Below are 15,333 nucleotides of genomic sequence, written 5' to 3'. Positions count from 1 at the left end.
CCAGCACTGTCCGTCCTCCCTTGGCGGGGTCCTGGGCGGCGCCCGCCCCCCCCCCCCCCCCCCCCCCCCCCACCCCCGGTTCACCGGCTCACCGGGAGCCGGTGCGGCGGCGTCACCGCTTGTTCCAGGCGGCGCTGGCGTTGCGCAGCGTCGCGTGGTTCGACGTGTGCACCGAGGCGCGCACCGTCTGCACCTGCAGCTTCTCGACCTTCATGGTTGTCACCTCCCTTCCGGGCTCGGGGACGGTTTTCCCGACGGGGCCGCGGCCAGAAGCGCGTCGGCGTCCCGTTGGCTGGCGATGAGCGCCGCGTACCCGGCGCAGCGCTGCATCAGGACCTCGTGCGGTGCGACGTCGACGACCTGCCCGTCCTGCAGCAGCGCGACCAGGTCTGCGGTACGGATGGTGGCCAGCCGGTGGGCGATGACCAGGGTGGTCCGGCCGGAGCGCAGCTGATCCACGGCAGTCCCGATCTCGCGTTCGCTGAGCACGTCGAGCTGGCTGGAGGATTCGTCGAGAACCAGGATCGGGGCGTCGCGCAGCAGTGCGCGCGCCAGCGCGACCCGCTGCCGCTCCCCGCCGGAGAGGCGGGACCCACGCTCGCCGACGACGGTGTCCAGCCCATCCGGCAGCCGCCGCAGGACCGGCCGCAGCTGCGCCGCCGTGGTCACCTCGTCGAGCGCCGCGTCGCTCGCGTCCGGTGCGGCCAGCAGCAGGTTCTCCCGTAGCGTGTCGTGCAGCAGGAACACGTCCTGTGGCACGTGAGAGACAAGCCGCAGCAACGCCGCCAGGCGGTACTCGCGGATGTCGACGCCGTCGACCCGGATCGCACCACGCTGTGGGTCGAACGCGCGCAGCAGCAGGCCGGCCATGGTGGACTTGCCCGCGCCGGTCGCGCCGACCAGCGCGACCGTGCTGCCCGCCGGGACGGTCAGGTCGGCGCCCCGCAGCACCCACGCCTCGTCCTCGCCGTACCGGAACCACACGCGGTCGAAGGTGACGCTGCCGGCGATGCCCGGGGCGTCGCGGGTGCCGCTGTCGTCGACCACGGCCGGCTCCTCGAGCAGGTCGAAGACCCGGTCCGCCGAGGACGAGGTCAGTCCCCAGATCCGGGTGACCTTCAGCAGGGTCAGCAGCGGGGTGAACGACTGGCCGGCGAAAACGGTCGCGGCGACCAGAACAGGCACCTCGACCCCCTGCCACGCCGCCGTGGCGAGCACCGCCACCGTGCCGGCACCGGTCAGCGCCGCGCACACAGCCTGTTCCAGACCACCGCGGGCGGCCTGCCGCCGTTGCGCCTCGGCCAGTTCCGCGCCGGCCTGGGCCAGCTCGGCCCGGGCGTCCTCGTCGCGGCCGAAGGTCAGCACCTCACGCAGGCCCTGCACCAGGTCCAGCACGCGCGTGCCGACCAGGGCACGCAGGTCCCGCACCCGCCGGCCGTGCGCGGCGTTGCGGCGGCGCAACGCGAACGGCACGGTCGCCACCAACAGCAGCCACGGCGCCAGCACCACCGCCAGGGGCCACGCGACGACGGCGAGCGTGACCAGGGCGGCCGGGGGCAGGATCAGCGCGACCGCGAGGTAGATCGAGGTGTGCGCGTAGAAGATCTCCAAGCTCTCCGCGTCGCGCAGGGCGACGGCGGCGAGGTCACCGGTACGGCGCTTGACGAGGCCACCCGGCGCGATCCGCTCGAACACCCGGTACAGCCAGTAGCGGACCTCCGCCAGCAGCCGGAACGACAGCTCGTGGGAGATCCAGGCCTCCAACCAGTTGGCCAGGGCCTGCACCACCATCAGCGCCACGGTCAGCACCGCCAGCGGCCACAGCCGGGCGGCCGGAGCCCCGGTCAACGCCAGCCCGACCAGGTATCCACCGAGCGTCAGCGCCGCGATACCCGCCCCCTGGTTGAGCACGCCGAACAGCACGGACAGGGCGTACGGGAACCGGTACGCGGCCAACACCCGCAGCAGCCCGGCGGTGCCTCGTCGGCCCGGACCGGTGTCGCCGAGCAGCCCCGGCCGCCAGGTCATCGCGTCGCTCCCGCGTGCGCCGCGACCAGCCGCGACCAGGGGCCGTCGGTGGCGAGCAGATCCTCCGGCCGGCCGCACTCCACCACCCGGCCGCCGTCGAGCACCACCAACTGGTCCGCATCCGCCACCGTGGAGAGCCGGTGCGCGATGACCAGCGTCGTCCGCCCCGCCGTCACCTCCGCCAGGGCCATCCGAAGGTGATCCTCCGTCGCGCCGTCCACGCTGGACGTCGCTTCGTCGAGGACGACGACCGGCGCGTCGGCCAGCAGCGCCCGGGCGATCGCCAGGCGTTGCCGCTGCCCGCCGGACAGCCGCGCGCCGCGCTCACCGACCGTCGTGTCGTATCCCCGCGGCAGGGCCGTGATCTCGTCGTGGACGCGGGCCCTGCGGCAGGCCTCCGCCAGGTCCGCGTCGGTGGCGTCAGGGCGGGCAATCCGCAGGTTGTCGGCCACGCTCGCGTGGAACAGGTACGTGTCCTGACCTACCACGGCGGTCAGGGCGCGCGCCTGCCGTAGCGGAACGTGCCGCAGGTCCACGCCGTTAACCTCGACCACGCCCCGGTCCGGGTCGTGGAAGCGTTGCAGCAGGGCGGCCAGGGTGGACTTCCCGGCGCCGGAGCGACCCACCAGGGCGGTGGTCCGGCCGGCCGGCAGGATGAGATCCACGTCTACCACCGCCGGCTGGTCTGTGCCGGGATAGGTGAAGCTCACCTTCTGGAATCGCACCTCGACCGGCCCACCGCCCCAGCGCGCCGCTCGAGCCCGGCAGGGCTCGGCGACCGGGGCGGGGGCATCGAGCAACGCGAAGATCCCGTCCGCCGCGGCCACGCCCGAGAAGCCTTCGTGCCAGTAGTTCTGCAACTCCAGTTGAGGCCGGAACGCCTCGGCCGCGAGCAGCAGCACCAGCAGCACCGCGGCGGCGTCCACCGCCCCGTTCGCGTGCCGGAGACCGGCGACGGCGACGACCAGCGCCGTTCCCGCCGAGGTGACCAGCGCGGTGGCGACGTACACCGTCGCCGAGGCCGCCAGGTCCCGGGTGCTTGCCCGGTGCACCCGGGCGGCCTCCGCCCGCAGCCGCTCGCCGTGCCGGTCGCTGGCACCCAGCGTCTTCAGCGTGGTCATGCCGTAGAGCGCGTCGAGCATCCGCGCGGCGAACGCCTCGTAGGCGGCCCAGTGCGCCGCGCCGCGCCGGCCCAGCAGACGGCGGAAGACCGGCCGCGCCACCGGCAGCAACGCGACCGCCACGCCCACGATCAGCGCGCTGACCGGGTCGACGCCGGCCAGGATCGCCACGACGAACACTGGTCCGACGACGCTCACCACCGCCTGCGGGAGGTAGAAACCGACGTACGCGTCGAGCGCCTCCACACCGTCGGACACGGCTGTCTGGACCGTGCCGGCCGGACGGCCGGCCGTTCCGCCCGGGCCGAGTGCCAGCAGGCGGCGCGTCAGCTTCTCGCGCAGCCGCAGTTTCACCCTCGCGGCGGTCTTCGTCGCCGCGAGGTCCCGCAACCACAACAGCACACTGCGCGCGGTGACCCCGGCCACCGCCAGGGTCAACGGACCGGCGAGTCGGGAGACCTGCTGACCGGCCACCGCGCGCTCCAGCGCTTCGGCGAGAGCGACCGCCGTGATGACCGCCGTACCGGTGGCGGCCAGCGCCGCGGCGACCGTGCCGGCGACCGGCCCGGGAGCCTCGGCCACCAGGCCGAGCAACCGTCGCCGTACCAGCACGAGACCTCCTCTGTCGGTGAGCCGCCGATCACGGACCGTGGGCCGCACCCACCATGCAGCACATGAAAACGGTTGTCAACATCTTGATGATGGCCACCGATCTCAGTACGCTCGGCCCGGTGACCGCCGTTGCCACGCCCGGGATGCTGCGCGTGCTCTCCGACCGCACCGAGTTCCGGTGGCTGTGGCTGGGCAACCTGATCAGCGTCTGCGGTGGCTGGTTCAGCGCTGTCGCCGTGTTCGCGATGGTCTACCACCACACCGGTGCCGGCCTGGCAGCCGGCGCCACACTCGCCCTGCGGTATCTGCCCGGCGTCCTCGTCGGAGGGTTCGCTGGAGTCCTCGCCGACCGGATGGACCGCCGCACCCTCATGGTGGTGACCGACCTGGCCCTGGCCGGTCTCGCCCTGACCTTCCTGCTCGCCGACAGTCCCCGGTGGATCTGGCTGGTCTATCCCCTGACGTTCCTCTCGGCAGCCACCAGCTTCACCTTCCAAGCCGCTCGCAACGCCTGGATGCCGAGTCTCGTCGAGCCGGACGAGTATGTGCTGTTCGGGGCACTGGTCCAGGTCAACGGGCTACTGCTGCAGGCAGTCGGTGGCCTGGCCGGCGCGGCCGCGGTGGCACTATTCGGCTGGCGGTGGGCCTTCGTTCTCAACGCCGCGTCGTTTCTCGCCTCCACCTGGTGCACGCTGCGGGCGCACGGCGGCCAGCGGCACGGCGAGACCGGGGCGACCGGCCGAGTCGTGTTCCGGACCGCTCTGGCCGCCGGTGTCCGGCACGCGGCGCGGCACCGACAGATTCGCGCCCTGCTGGTTGTCGAGGCCGTGTTCTGCCTCGGTCTCGGCGCGGCGATTGTCACCATGACGTTCCTCGCCACCCGCACATACCAGTTGGGTGACGGCGGCGTCGGCTGGTTCTACGCGGTACAGGGGGTCGCCGGAGCCGGCGTCCTGCTCTGGGCCGCCGCCCGTATCCAGCGGCTGCCCCTCGGGCGGCAACTGACCCTGCTCGGCCTGTCCTGCCTGGGCGAGGGACTGGCCACCATCGCCTTCGGGCTGGCACCCGGGGTCGGCTTCGCCCTCGCCTGCTGGGCGATCGCCTCCGCCGCCGACGTCCTCTACGGTCCGGTGGCCATCGCCACCCTTCTCAGCCACGCGGACAATGCGATGCGAGGCCGCCTCATGGCGCTGTGGAGTGCCACCGCTACCGGCGCGCTGGCCCTGTCATCCCTCGCCGGCGGAATCCTGGTCGACCGGTACCGGCCCGGGCTGGTCGCCGTCGCCGCCGGAGCGCTCATGGTGGCCGCCGGCGCCACCTGGCTGACGCTGCTGCGCCAGGGCCATCTCGACGTTCCCCTGTCACCCTCCTGACGGGCGTGTTCGGCCGAGTAGCCACCCCCCGCTCAGTCGTGTTCCGGCGCGCCGGTCACCCGGTGCGACGCCGCGTGCAGCACCTCCGCCACCAGCCGGCGCACATGCCCGCCCCGCGCCCGATACACCGCCCGGCGACCCTCGCGCCGCACGCTGACCAACCCAGCGAGCCGCAGCTTGCCCAGATGCTGCGACACCGCCGGCCGGGCCGTCCCCACCGCCGCCACCAGCGCGGTCACGTCGTACTCGCCCTCTCCGAGCAGCCACATCAGCCGTAACCGGGTCGGGTCGGCCAGCATCCGCAGCATCTCCGTCGCCGCCTCCACCTCCGGAACGCCAGGGAGGCCTTGTTGCAGGTCACTGGCACCTGCAACGTTGTCGCGTGCGTACATGAGCACATATTATGGCGGTCGTCACGGGAACAGCCTCGGTGCGACCGGCAGACCTGGGGAACGGGTGAACGATCACACGCACGACCACGGCCGCAGTCGAGGGGGCGATCACGGGCACGATCACCACCACCATGACCACGGCGGCCGGCTCGCCGGCTGGCGGCACCGGCTGACCCACGCCGTCGTCCCGCACTCACACGACTCCCGGATGAAGATCGACCCCGCGCTGGAGTCATCCCGCGACGGCCTTCGCGCCCTGTGGATCTCGCTGGTCGGCCTCGGCATCACGGCCCTGGCCCAAGCCGTCATCGTGGTGTTGTCCGGCTCGGTGGCCCTGCTCGGCGACACCCTGCACAACGTCGCCGACGCGCTCACCGCTGTGCCCCTCGCGATCGCGTTCCTGCTCGGCCGCCGGGCCGCGACCCGCGCCTACACCTACGGCTACGGCCGCGCAGAAGACCTCGCCGGCATCATTATCGTCCTCGTCATCGCCGGCTCCGCCGTCGCCGCCGCGTGGACCGCCGTCGACCGGCTCCTGCACCCCACCGACGTGACCCACCTGCCCTGGGTAGCCGCCGCCGGCCTCGTCGGATTCATTGGCAACGAAACCGTCGCCCGCTACCGCATCCGCGTCGGCCGCCGCATCGGCTCTGCCGCCCTCATCGCCGACGGCCTGCACGCCCGCACCGACGGCTTCACCTCCCTCGCCGTCCTCGCCGCCGCCGGCGGCGCCGCCCTCGGCTGGCGCTGGGCCGACCCGGTCGTCGGACTGGCCATCGCCATCGCCATCACCTTCGTCCTTAAAAACGCCGCCCGCGAGGTCTACCGACGGCTTATGGACGCCGTCGACCCCGAACTGGTCGACCAGGCCGAAACCACCCTACGAGCCGTCAACGGCGTCCAGGACGTCACCGCGGTACGACTGCGCTGGATCGGCCACCACCTACACGCCGAAGCCGATCTCGTCGTCGACGCCGGCCTCAGCCTCATCGCCGCCCACGAGATCGCCGCCGACGCCGAACACCAACTCACCCACGCCATACCCCGGCTGACCGCCGCCACCGTCCACACCGACCCCGACAGCCACCCCGGCGGACACCACCACACCAACCTCTCCCACCAGCGACGACGCACCACCACACGAGACACGACACAACCCTCTCGGATGCCGTGTCCATGAGAGCAGGGCGCTTGTGTGCATCGATTAGCTTCATGTGCATGGCTGACAAGCCCGAGGGACTGGCCGACGTCGCGTTCCCGCTGTCGATGTGGGAGCGGATCATCGTGACGGCGGCTGGCGGTGCGCTTCTCGCCCTTGGTGCGTTCGCCGTATTCCTCTCTGTCAACCAGGCCGGCAGCGTGGCTCTGTTGCTCGTCGGGGGGGTGTTCGTGCTGTTCGGGGTCAACGGGATGCCCTTGCTCAGTGCGAAGCTCATGGAGTTCGAGTTCCAGATGCCGGCGCGGCTACGCCGGGCGGTCCACGATCTCGCTGCCCACCTGCCGAACGAAGAAGCTAGGCTGCTGCTGTCGACGATCGAGGAAGCGAGCCCGAAGGAATTCGCCGAACCGCTGGTAACCCTGATCGACGTGCTGCTGTTCGAAGCGCGCGTGCGGGACGCAGCGATGCTGACCTGTGAGCAGGTGATCCCGCGGTCGAATCCGGGCACCGGCGATCCGTTGCTTGACGTCGTGCTCGCTGGCGACGTGCGAATCGGCGTCTTCGCGATGTTCGCGCCGACCATGCACGGCTCACTCAAGCCGGAGTTCACCGCGGCATTTCTGGCCCGGTTGCCGACCGCCAACGTGCACGGCGTTCTGTTGATTACGTGTGTCCCGGACGGCGGCGACCTCGCCGCACTCGTGGAACGGGTCCCGGTCCCGGCGGCGGTCGTGCGCACCGGACCGACCGGGCAGATTCCGCCCCTCGGGCCGTTCCTGGACCGGTTCCGCTCGCCGGTTCCGCAGCAACGCTGAGCTCGGCCCTCTCACCGGCCGGCGGTTCTTTCGCACGGAGTTGGCGCTTGCCGTAGCCATGGGTGAGGCGCGCCGACTTGGGTACGTCGCTGACCTGCGAATCCTTACAGGATGGGATCGACACCGACTTGGCGTAGGAACGCGATGAGGGCTCGAGCGTTTTGGCTGTTGGCGGGGCTTGCCGGTGTGGAATTCGCAGTGTGGACGCCCGCGGACTGCGCCAGGCGGTGCGAAGTCAACCCCGGCGGGTACGCCCACCCCGTCCGGGTACCGGCAAGACGCCGGAACGACGCCGGTGATCCCGAGCGGGATGCCGTAGCCGTCCACACCGGTGGAGCGTTTCATACCGCCCTTGCCGCGGTCGACCGGTGAGCGGCCGGCCCGGTCGCGGCCACACGGCGCTTTCGTGATCGCGCCGTCAGCGACACGGGTGGAGCCGGTGGCGCACCGCGGCCTGGCTGGCCGCATGCGCGCTGCTCGCGGTCGCGGTCTCGCCGCTGATCGCGCGAGACGCGGATCCGGTCGCCCAGGGGTCACGCGAGCCGCCTTGCAAACCAGCAATGAAAATCATTACTGTTTCGCGGTCCATCCGCTATCGGAAGTGCAGGCCGTGACACATCATCGCAACGCCCTCACCGCTCTCCTCGTCGCCGCAGCCGTCCTGACCGGCTGCGGCAGCGTCGACCCCGCTCCCGCCACCGCGCCGGCCGCCCCCTCCGCGCCGCCCGTCGAGCCGGTCGCTCATCAGCTGACCGTCACCGACGTCCGAGGTGCCACGATCACGCTCAAGGCCAGGCCCGAGCGGATCGTGTGCCTCACCGGCTTGTGCGACGACGCCCTGGTGGAACTCGGGCTCACTCCCACGGCGACGACCACGCCCAAACTCATCAGCCGTCCCGACTACCTCGGTGCCGCCGGCGCGGCGGTGCCGGCGCTACCGGGCATGTTCGGCAACGAGGACGTCGCGTCGATCGCCACCACCAGGCCGGACCTGGTCATCGGTCTGGCCGGGGTGCACGATCAGTTGCGGCCGGCGATCGAGAAGTTCGCGCCGCTGTGGCTGGTGGAGGTGAAGACCTACGAGGACTCGGTGCGTTACCTGCGGGACATCGCCACGTTGACCGACCGGGGTGCGCAGCAGGCGGATGCCGAGCAGAGGTTCCGGGACCGGCTCGCCGCGGCACGGGCCGCCGCCGAGCAGCGCGGCCTGCGGAAGACGACCGCGCTGGCGATGTACGGCGGCACCTCGATCGGTGTGAACACCTCCGACGACCTGCTCGGTCACCTGCTGTCCCAGGTCTTCGACTACCCGTGGCCGAGCAAGGGCGGTGGTTTCGACACCGCGCAGGCGTACAGCGTGGAGGAGATCCTCACGCGCGACCCGGACCTCGTGTTCATCCAGTCGTTCACGTTCGGTCCGGACGCGAAGACGGTCTCCGCGCAGTACGCGGAGAACCCGGTGTGGAAGCGGATCACCGCCGTGCGTGAGGGCCGCGCCCACGAGGTGCCCGCGGAGCTGTGGGCGTCGGGCCGTGGCACCCGGGCGTTGGGCCTGATCCTCGATGAGGCGGTCGCCAAGGCCACGGCATGACCGCACCGACAGCCGCCACCGGCGGCACGCCCGGGACGGCGCTCCCGACGTCTCCGGCGGCACGCCGGTGGCCGGCGGCGGTCGCGTTGCCGATCGCCCTGGCGGCGGCGATCGTGTTGACCCTCGTTCTTGCCCTGCCCGCAGATGCCGAGGTCGCCCGGGTGGTGCTCTGGGAGCTGCGGGTACCCCGGCTGCTGCTGGCCCTGCTCGGCGGGGCGGCGGTGGGGGTGGCGGGGCTGCTGATGCAGGCCGCGCTGCGCAACCCGCTGGCCGTACCCGAACTACTCGGCGTCTCCACCGGCGGCGCGCTCGCCGCCGCCGTGGTCGTGGTGTGGGCGCTCCCGGTTCCGGCCGCGGCACAGCCCGTCGTGGCCCTGGCCGGGGCCCTCACCGGTGGCGCGCTCTGCCTCGCCGCGGCCGGGACCGGCCGCGGGCCGGGCGCGGTCCTGCTCATCGGCGCGGCGATGTCGACGGCGTTGCAGGCGGTACTGCTGGCGGTGATGGCCGCCGCCGACCGTCTCCAGTACGACACGCTCTTCCGCTACCTGGTGGGCAGCCTCACCGGGATCACCTGGGACCACGCCCGGCTCACCCTGCCGTGGCTGCTGCTCTGCGCGCCGCTGGTCGTGGCGGTCCTGCCCGCGCTCGGCGTGCTACGCCTCGGCGACGAGGCGGCCGCCGCCCTCGGATTGCCCGTCGGGCGGGCCCGCGTCGCGGTGCTCGGACTCGCCGCCGTCCTGGTCGCCGTCGTGATCGGCCCGTGCGGCCCGATCGCCTGGATCGGGTTCGTGGCCCCGCACGTGGCCCGGCACGTACGCCCGCACGCCGACGCCCGGGCCCTGCTGCCCTGGGCGGCGGCGTTCGGCGCGCTGTTCACCACCGTGGCAGACCTGGCCGCCCGGCACGTGTTCGCGCCGGCCGAGACCCCGTTGGGTGCGTGGACGGCCGCCGTCGGCATCCTCTCCGGTCTGATCCTGCTCCGCCGTCGGGGTGCGTCGTGAGGTGGTGGTGGGCAGTCTCGGCGCTGGTCCTCGCCGTCACCGCCGAGATCGCCGTCGGGCGGGGCGTCGACTGGCCGCAGTTGGATCCGCTGGAGCAGCGGATCCTCGTCGAGTTGCGGCTGCCCCGCCTGGTCACCGCGCTCCTCGCGGGCGCCGGCCTCGGCGCTGCCGGGCTGCTGTTGCAGGCGGTGCTGCGCAACCCGCTCGCCGCGCCGGAACTCGCCGGGGTCAATCCCGGTGCGGTGCTGGGTGTGCTCGGTGGTATCCAGCTCGGCCTGGTTCCGGCCGACTCTGCCGCCGGGGCACTGGTGGCGGCGTTGCTCGGCGGAGCCGCCGGTGGCTCGTTGATGTGGCTGCTGGCCCGCGACGGCTCCCCGGCCCAGGTCGCGGCGTACGGGCTACTCGGCTCGGCGGCGTTGGCCGGTCTCACCACACTGCTGCTCGCGTACCAGCCGAGCCGGTTCGGCAACGCGATGCGCTGGCTCGTCGGCTCGGTCGACGGGCGGGTCTGGGCACACGTGCGGGTCGCCTGGCCGTGGCTGGTCACGGCGCTGCTGCTGGCCTGGCTCTGCTCCGCCGTGCTGGGCGTGCTCGCCGCCGGTGACGGGCACGCCGCCGCGCTCGGGCTCTCACCCCGACCGGTCCGCGCTCTCGGGCTGGCCCTGGCGGTGGCGCTGGCCGCCGGTGCGGTGGCGCTGGCCGGCGCGCTGACCTTCGTCGGGTTGGTCGTCCCGCACGTCGCCCGCGCCCTGTGCGGGGCGGACCTGCGTCGGGCGCTTCCGGCCGCCGCCCTGCTCGGTGCCACGGCGGTCGTCGGCGCGGACGCGGTGGCCCAGGCGCTGACCGTGCTGGTGCAGGCCGGGTCCGCGGGGCAGCGGCTCGGGGTGCCCGCCGGAGCGGTGACCGCTCTGCTCGGGGCGGTGGCGCTGGTCGTCGTCGCCCGTCGTTCCCCGCACGTGGAGGTGTCGTGACCGCACCGGTCTTCACCGTCGATCAGGCCCGCTACCGCTATCGGGACCGGGTGGTGCTCGCCGGGGTGTCGCTGACCGTCCGGGCCGGGGAGTGCGTCGCGCTCGTCGGGCGCAACGGGTGCGGCAAGTCCACCCTGCTCCGTCTCCTTGCCGGCGCCGACCGGCCAGAGAGCGGCCGGGTGCTGCTGCACGGCCATCCGGCGTACGCGCAGCGGCGGCGCGACGTCGCCCGGCAGGTGGCGGTCCTGCACCAGCAGCTGCCGCCGGTGCCCGGGCTGACCGTCCGGCAGCTCGTCGCGCAGGGCCGCTACCCGCACCGGGGACCGCTGGGCATGCTGTGGCAGCCGGAGGACACCGAGGCGTCCGCCGCCCTCGCCGCGACCGGCGTCACCGGACTGGCCGACCGGCAGGTCGACTCGCTCAGCGGCGGGGAGCGGCAGCGGGTCCGGCTCGCCCTGGCCCTGGCTCAACGCACGCCGGTGCTGCTGCTCGACGAGCCCACCACCTTTCTCGACGTCCGACACCAGTTGGAGGTGCTGTCGCTGGTGCGGCGGCTGCACGCCGAGCGAGGGCTGACCGTGGTGACCGTGCTGCACGAGCTGGACCACGCCGCCCGGTTCACCGACCGGGTGGTGGCGCTCGCCGGCGGCCGGGTCGCCGCCGACGGGCCACCGGCCGAGGTGGTCACGCCGGCGCTGCTCGCCGACGTGTTCGGCGTACGCGGGCGGGTGCTCGCCGACGCGCACACCGGCACGGTCCGCGCGCTGGCCGACGAGCCCTTGGCGGACCTGTGATCGTCCACCGGGAGCTGGTCCGATTGGCCGGCGCCGTCACCGGGCCGGTCGCCGGGTGCGCGGCGCTGGGCATGGCCGTGTCCGCCGCGTACGTCGGTCAGGCCCTGCTGGTCGCCGGCGCGCTGGCGGCGACGGCCCGGCGGGATCTCGACGCCGCCACCGGCCTGCTGGCCGGGGCGCTCGGGGTGATCCTGGTGCGGGCGGCGCTGCTGTGGTGCCGCGAGGTCGCCGGCGCAGCCGCCGGCGCCCGGATCCGGGCCCGGTTGCGGGATCGGCTGGTCGCCCGGCTCGCCGAGCTCGGCCCGGCCTGGCTCGCCGGGTCCCGTACCGGCCGTACCCAGGCCACCCTCGTCGACGGGGTGGAAGGGCTGGACGCCTACTACCGGCGGTACCTGCCGCAGGTACTGGTCACCGTCACCGTGCCGACCGCACTGGTGACCTGGCTCGCCACGGTGGAGCCGGTCGCCGCCGGGCTCCTCGGCACGGCCGTGCTGCTGGTGCTGACCGTTCCCCGGGTCTGGGACGCCACCCTGCTGCGCCGGGGACGGGGCCGCTGGGCGGCGTTCACCGCGCTCGCCGCCGACTTCCTCGACACCCTCCAGGGCGCGGCAACGCTGCGCGCGTTCGGTGCGGTCGACCGCATGCGGGACCGGATCCTGGGACGCACCCACGACCTGCACACCACCACGATGACGCAGCTGCGCCTGTCACTGATCGAGAGCGGGATCAGCGCCCTGCTGATCCAGGCCGGTCTCGCCGCCGCAGCCGTGGCCGCCGCCGTCGCCGCCTACGCCGGCCGGGCCGACGCGGCGGCCGTGTTCCTGGTGCTGCTGGTCTCGGTGGAGTGCTTCCGGCCGGTACGCGACCTCGGCGCGCACTGGCACGCCGGCTACCTCGGCGTCACCGCCGTCGACGGCCTGACCGAGCTGCTGCACGCCCCGCCCGGCGTCGTGCACACCGGACAGGTCGACCGCCGGTTCGACCACGCACCGACGGTCGTCTTCGACGCGGTCGGCCACCACTACCCCGGCCGAGCTGAGCCGGCGCTGCGGGAGGTGACCCTGCGGCTGGCCCCCGGCGAGACCGTCGCGGTGGTCGGCCGCTCCGGCGCCGGGAAGTCCACCCTGGCCAGCCTGCTGCTGCGACACCTCGACCCGGACACCGGCCGGATCACCGTCGACGGGACCGACCTGCGCGACCTGACCCGGGACGCGCTGCGCCGCGCGGTCACCGTGGTGGCCCAGGAGACGTACCTGTTTCACGGCTCGGTGGCCGACAACCTACGGCTGGCCCGCCCGGAGGCCACCGACGCCGACCTGGCAGCCGCCGCCCGCGCCGCCGGCGCCCACGATTTCGTCCAGGCGCTACCGCAGGGGTACGCGAGCCAGGTCGGCGAACGCGGCGCAACCCTCTCGGGTGGGCAACGGCAACGCCTGGCCATCGCCCGGGCGCTGCTCGCCGACACCCCGGTGCTCATCCTCGACGAGGCCACCTCCGCCGTCGACGTCCCGCAGGAGAACGCCATCCTCGACGCGCTGACCAAGGCCGCCCGCGGGAAGACCTGCCTGATCATCGCCCACCGGCTCAACGCGGTACGCCACGCCGACCGGATCGTGCTGCTCGAGCACGGCCGGGTCGTCGCCGCAGGCCGCCACGACGACCTGCTGACGTCCTGCCCCGAGTACGCCGAGCTGGTCGCAGCACAGGAGATGGCCGGATGACGGCGCCGGACCGGCCGGCCGACGATCGGCGCCCGGGAGCGCTACGCCGGCTGCTGCCAGCGATCGCCGGGCACCCGCGCGCCTTCCGGGGCACCCTGGCGGCGAACCTCCTCGGACAGCTCGCCGGCCTCGCCACGGCGGTCCTCGGCGCCACCCTGGTGGGCCGGGCCGTAGCGGGCGCCCCCACGCCGGTCGGTGTGGTCTCGGGGGCGCTGGGCGCGCTGGTCGCGGTGGTCACCGTCGCTACCTGGTGGGAGATGTACGTCTCCCACGACCTCGCCTACCGAATCCTCGCCGACCTGCGCACCCGGGTGTACGACGCGATCACCCGGATCGCTCCGGGCGGCCTCGGCGGACGCCGCTCCGGCGACCTGGCGACCGTCGCGCTGTCCGACATCGAGACCCTGGAGTGGCTGTTCGCGCACACCATCGCGCAACTGCTCACCGCCACCGTGGTCCTCACCGCCGGCACCGCCCTGGCGGCCTGGATCGACCCGTGGCTGCCCGCCGTGGTGCTGCCCGCCGCAGTCCTGATCACGGTCACCCCCTGGCTGCTGCGCCGGCACGCCGATCGGCACGGGACCCAGGTCCGCGCCGCCACCGCCGACCTGACCGCCGACATTGTCGACACCGTGCACGGGCTGCGCGAGCTGACCGTCTTCGGGGCGTTGGAGCGCCGCCGCGCCCACCTTGCCGCCCGTACCCGACGGCTCGGGCGGGTCCAGCGGCGCAACGCCGCCCACGTCGGACTGGAGACCGCGCTGATCGACGCACTGGTCGCCGCCGCCGGCATCGGCGCGGTGCTGGTGGTCCTCGACGGCGTACGCGCGGGGCGGCTCGACGTCGCCGCCGGTCCGGTGGCGCTGGTCCTCGCCGGGGCGGTCCTCGGCCCGGCCAGCCAGGTGGCCGGTCTGCTGAAGGAAGCCGGCACCCTGCGCGCCGCCGCCGACCGGATCGACGAACTGCTCCAAGCGCCCTCCCCGGTCCCGGCACCGGCCCGGCCCGTGGCCGCGCCCGTGGACAGCGAGGTGGTCTTCGACGACGTGCACTTCGAGTACCTGCCCGACCGGCCGGTGCTACGAGGCGTCTCGTTCACCGTCCGGCCCGGTGAGACGGTCGCGCTCGTGGGCGCCTCCGGGGTGGGCAAGTCCACGTGTACGCACCTGCTGCTGCGATACCACGATCCGAGCGCCGGGCGGATCACCGTCGGCGGGGTGGACCTGCGGGACCTCGGCGACGCCGACCTGCGCCGCACCGTCACCGTGGTCCCGCAGGACGTTCACCTGTTCCCCGGCTCGATCGCCGACAACATCCGCCTGGGTCAGCCGGACGCCACCGACACCGAGGTGCACGCCGCCGCCGACGCCGCCCAGCTCACACCGTTCCTCGACACGCTACCGGCCGGCCTGAACACGCCGGCCGGCGAACGGGGAGCGGCACTGTCCGGCGGTCAACGGGCCCGGGTCGCCGTCGCCCGAGCACTGCTCACCGGCGCACCGGTGCTCGTCCTCGACGAGGCGGCCGCCAACCTCGACGCCGCCACCGAGGCCGACCTGGCCGCCGCCCTGGAAGCCACCGGAAGCCACCGGGCCACCCTGCTGATCGCGCACCGCCTCGCCACCATCATGCGCGCCGACCGGGTCATCGTCCTCGATGGCGGGCGGGTCGTCGCCGACGACGCTCCTGAACAGCTGCGCGAGCGGGGAGTCCTCGTCGCGGCGATCCGAGGCGACGAGGCCGTCGGTTGACCGGCCC

Annotated in this window: 12 protein-coding genes and 1 pseudogene; 9 read left to right on the top strand and 4 right to left on the bottom strand. The window is 73.5% G+C overall.

What is annotated here, in order from left to right; translation table 11 throughout:
- Positions 1-219: 219 nt before the first annotated feature.
- Both ABTW87_RS02490 and ABTW87_RS02485 read right to left on the bottom strand, forming a co-directional pair.
- Positions 220-2,028, bottom strand: coding sequence for an ABC transporter ATP-binding protein (locus ABTW87_RS02490; protein WP_350647784.1), 1,809 nt, complete (start codon positions 2,026-2,028; stop codon positions 220-222).
- A complete protein-coding gene (locus ABTW87_RS02485) occupies positions 2,025-3,761 on the bottom strand; it encodes an ABC transporter ATP-binding protein/permease (protein WP_350647783.1) in 1,737 nt (578 codons plus the stop codon). Before ABTW87_RS02485 ends, ABTW87_RS02490 begins: the two co-directional genes overlap by 4 nt.
- Positions 3,762-3,823: 62 nt before the next feature.
- Here ABTW87_RS02485 and ABTW87_RS02480 point away from each other — a divergent pair, with 62 nt between their 5' ends.
- Entirely contained in the window at positions 3,824-5,134 is a 1,311-nt protein-coding gene (locus tag ABTW87_RS02480) for an MFS transporter (RefSeq protein ID WP_350647781.1), read from the top strand.
- Between the two features lie 32 nt (positions 5,135-5,166).
- On the opposite strand, the gene ABTW87_RS02475 is transcribed toward ABTW87_RS02480, so the two are convergent.
- The gene (locus ABTW87_RS02475) at positions 5,167-5,526 is read right to left on the bottom strand and encodes an ArsR/SmtB family transcription factor (RefSeq protein ID WP_350647779.1); all 360 of its coding nucleotides are present in this window, start codon (positions 5,524-5,526) and stop codon (positions 5,167-5,169) included.
- A gap of 64 nt (positions 5,527-5,590) precedes the next feature.
- On the opposite strand from ABTW87_RS02475, the gene ABTW87_RS02470 reads away from it, so the two are divergent.
- Both ABTW87_RS02470 and ABTW87_RS02465 read left to right on the top strand, forming a co-directional pair.
- Positions 5,591-6,706: a cation diffusion facilitator family transporter gene (locus tag ABTW87_RS02470; protein ID WP_350647777.1), complete on the top strand. Its 1,116-nt coding sequence runs from the start codon at positions 5,591-5,593 to the stop codon at positions 6,704-6,706.
- A 38-nt stretch (positions 6,707-6,744) separates the two neighbouring features.
- On the top strand, positions 6,745-7,500 hold the full coding sequence (locus ABTW87_RS02465) for a hypothetical protein (RefSeq protein WP_350647775.1): 756 nt from the start codon (positions 6,745-6,747) through the stop codon (positions 7,498-7,500).
- A gap of 300 nt (positions 7,501-7,800) precedes the next feature.
- Here the strand turns inward: ABTW87_RS02465 and ABTW87_RS02460 are convergent.
- Positions 7,801-7,920 (bottom strand): annotated as a pseudogene (locus ABTW87_RS02460) (IS5/IS1182 family transposase); the annotation flags it as partial.
- Between the two features lie 190 nt (positions 7,921-8,110).
- Here ABTW87_RS02460 and ABTW87_RS02455 point away from each other — a divergent pair.
- The 6 genes from ABTW87_RS02455 to cydC are packed head-to-tail and all read left to right on the top strand — an operon-like array spanning position 8,111 to position 15,326.
- The gene (locus ABTW87_RS02455) at positions 8,111-9,091 is read left to right on the top strand and encodes an ABC transporter substrate-binding protein (protein WP_350647773.1); all 981 of its coding nucleotides are present in this window, start codon (positions 8,111-8,113) and stop codon (positions 9,089-9,091) included.
- Positions 9,088-10,092, top strand: coding sequence for a FecCD family ABC transporter permease (locus ABTW87_RS02450; RefSeq protein ID WP_350647771.1), 1,005 nt, complete (start codon positions 9,088-9,090; stop codon positions 10,090-10,092). Before ABTW87_RS02455 ends, ABTW87_RS02450 begins: the two co-directional genes overlap by 4 nt.
- On the top strand, positions 10,089-11,063 hold the full coding sequence (locus ABTW87_RS02445; protein ID WP_350647770.1) for an iron chelate uptake ABC transporter family permease subunit: 975 nt from the start codon (positions 10,089-10,091) through the stop codon (positions 11,061-11,063). The genes ABTW87_RS02450 and ABTW87_RS02445 overlap by 4 nt, the downstream gene beginning before the upstream one ends.
- Complete coding sequence (locus ABTW87_RS02440) at positions 11,060-11,857, top strand: ABC transporter ATP-binding protein (RefSeq protein WP_350647768.1); 798 nt, start codon at positions 11,060-11,062, stop codon at positions 11,855-11,857. Before ABTW87_RS02445 ends, ABTW87_RS02440 begins: the two co-directional genes overlap by 4 nt.
- Complete coding sequence (locus tag ABTW87_RS02435) at positions 11,854-13,578, top strand: ABC transporter ATP-binding protein/permease (protein WP_350647766.1); 1,725 nt, start codon at positions 11,854-11,856, stop codon at positions 13,576-13,578. The genes ABTW87_RS02440 and ABTW87_RS02435 overlap by 4 nt, the downstream gene beginning before the upstream one ends.
- The gene (gene cydC / locus ABTW87_RS02430; protein ID WP_350647765.1) at positions 13,575-15,326 is read left to right on the top strand and encodes a thiol reductant ABC exporter subunit CydC; all 1,752 of its coding nucleotides are present in this window, start codon (positions 13,575-13,577) and stop codon (positions 15,324-15,326) included. Before ABTW87_RS02435 ends, cydC begins: the two co-directional genes overlap by 4 nt.
- Positions 15,327-15,333: the final 7 nt, after the last annotated feature.

The sequence above is a fragment of the Micromonospora sp. NPDC126480 genome (genome assembly GCF_040302465.1).
Classification (GTDB): Bacteria; Actinomycetota; Actinomycetes; order Mycobacteriales; family Micromonosporaceae; genus Micromonospora.
This window is presented reverse-complemented; position numbering and strand designations above follow the sequence as displayed.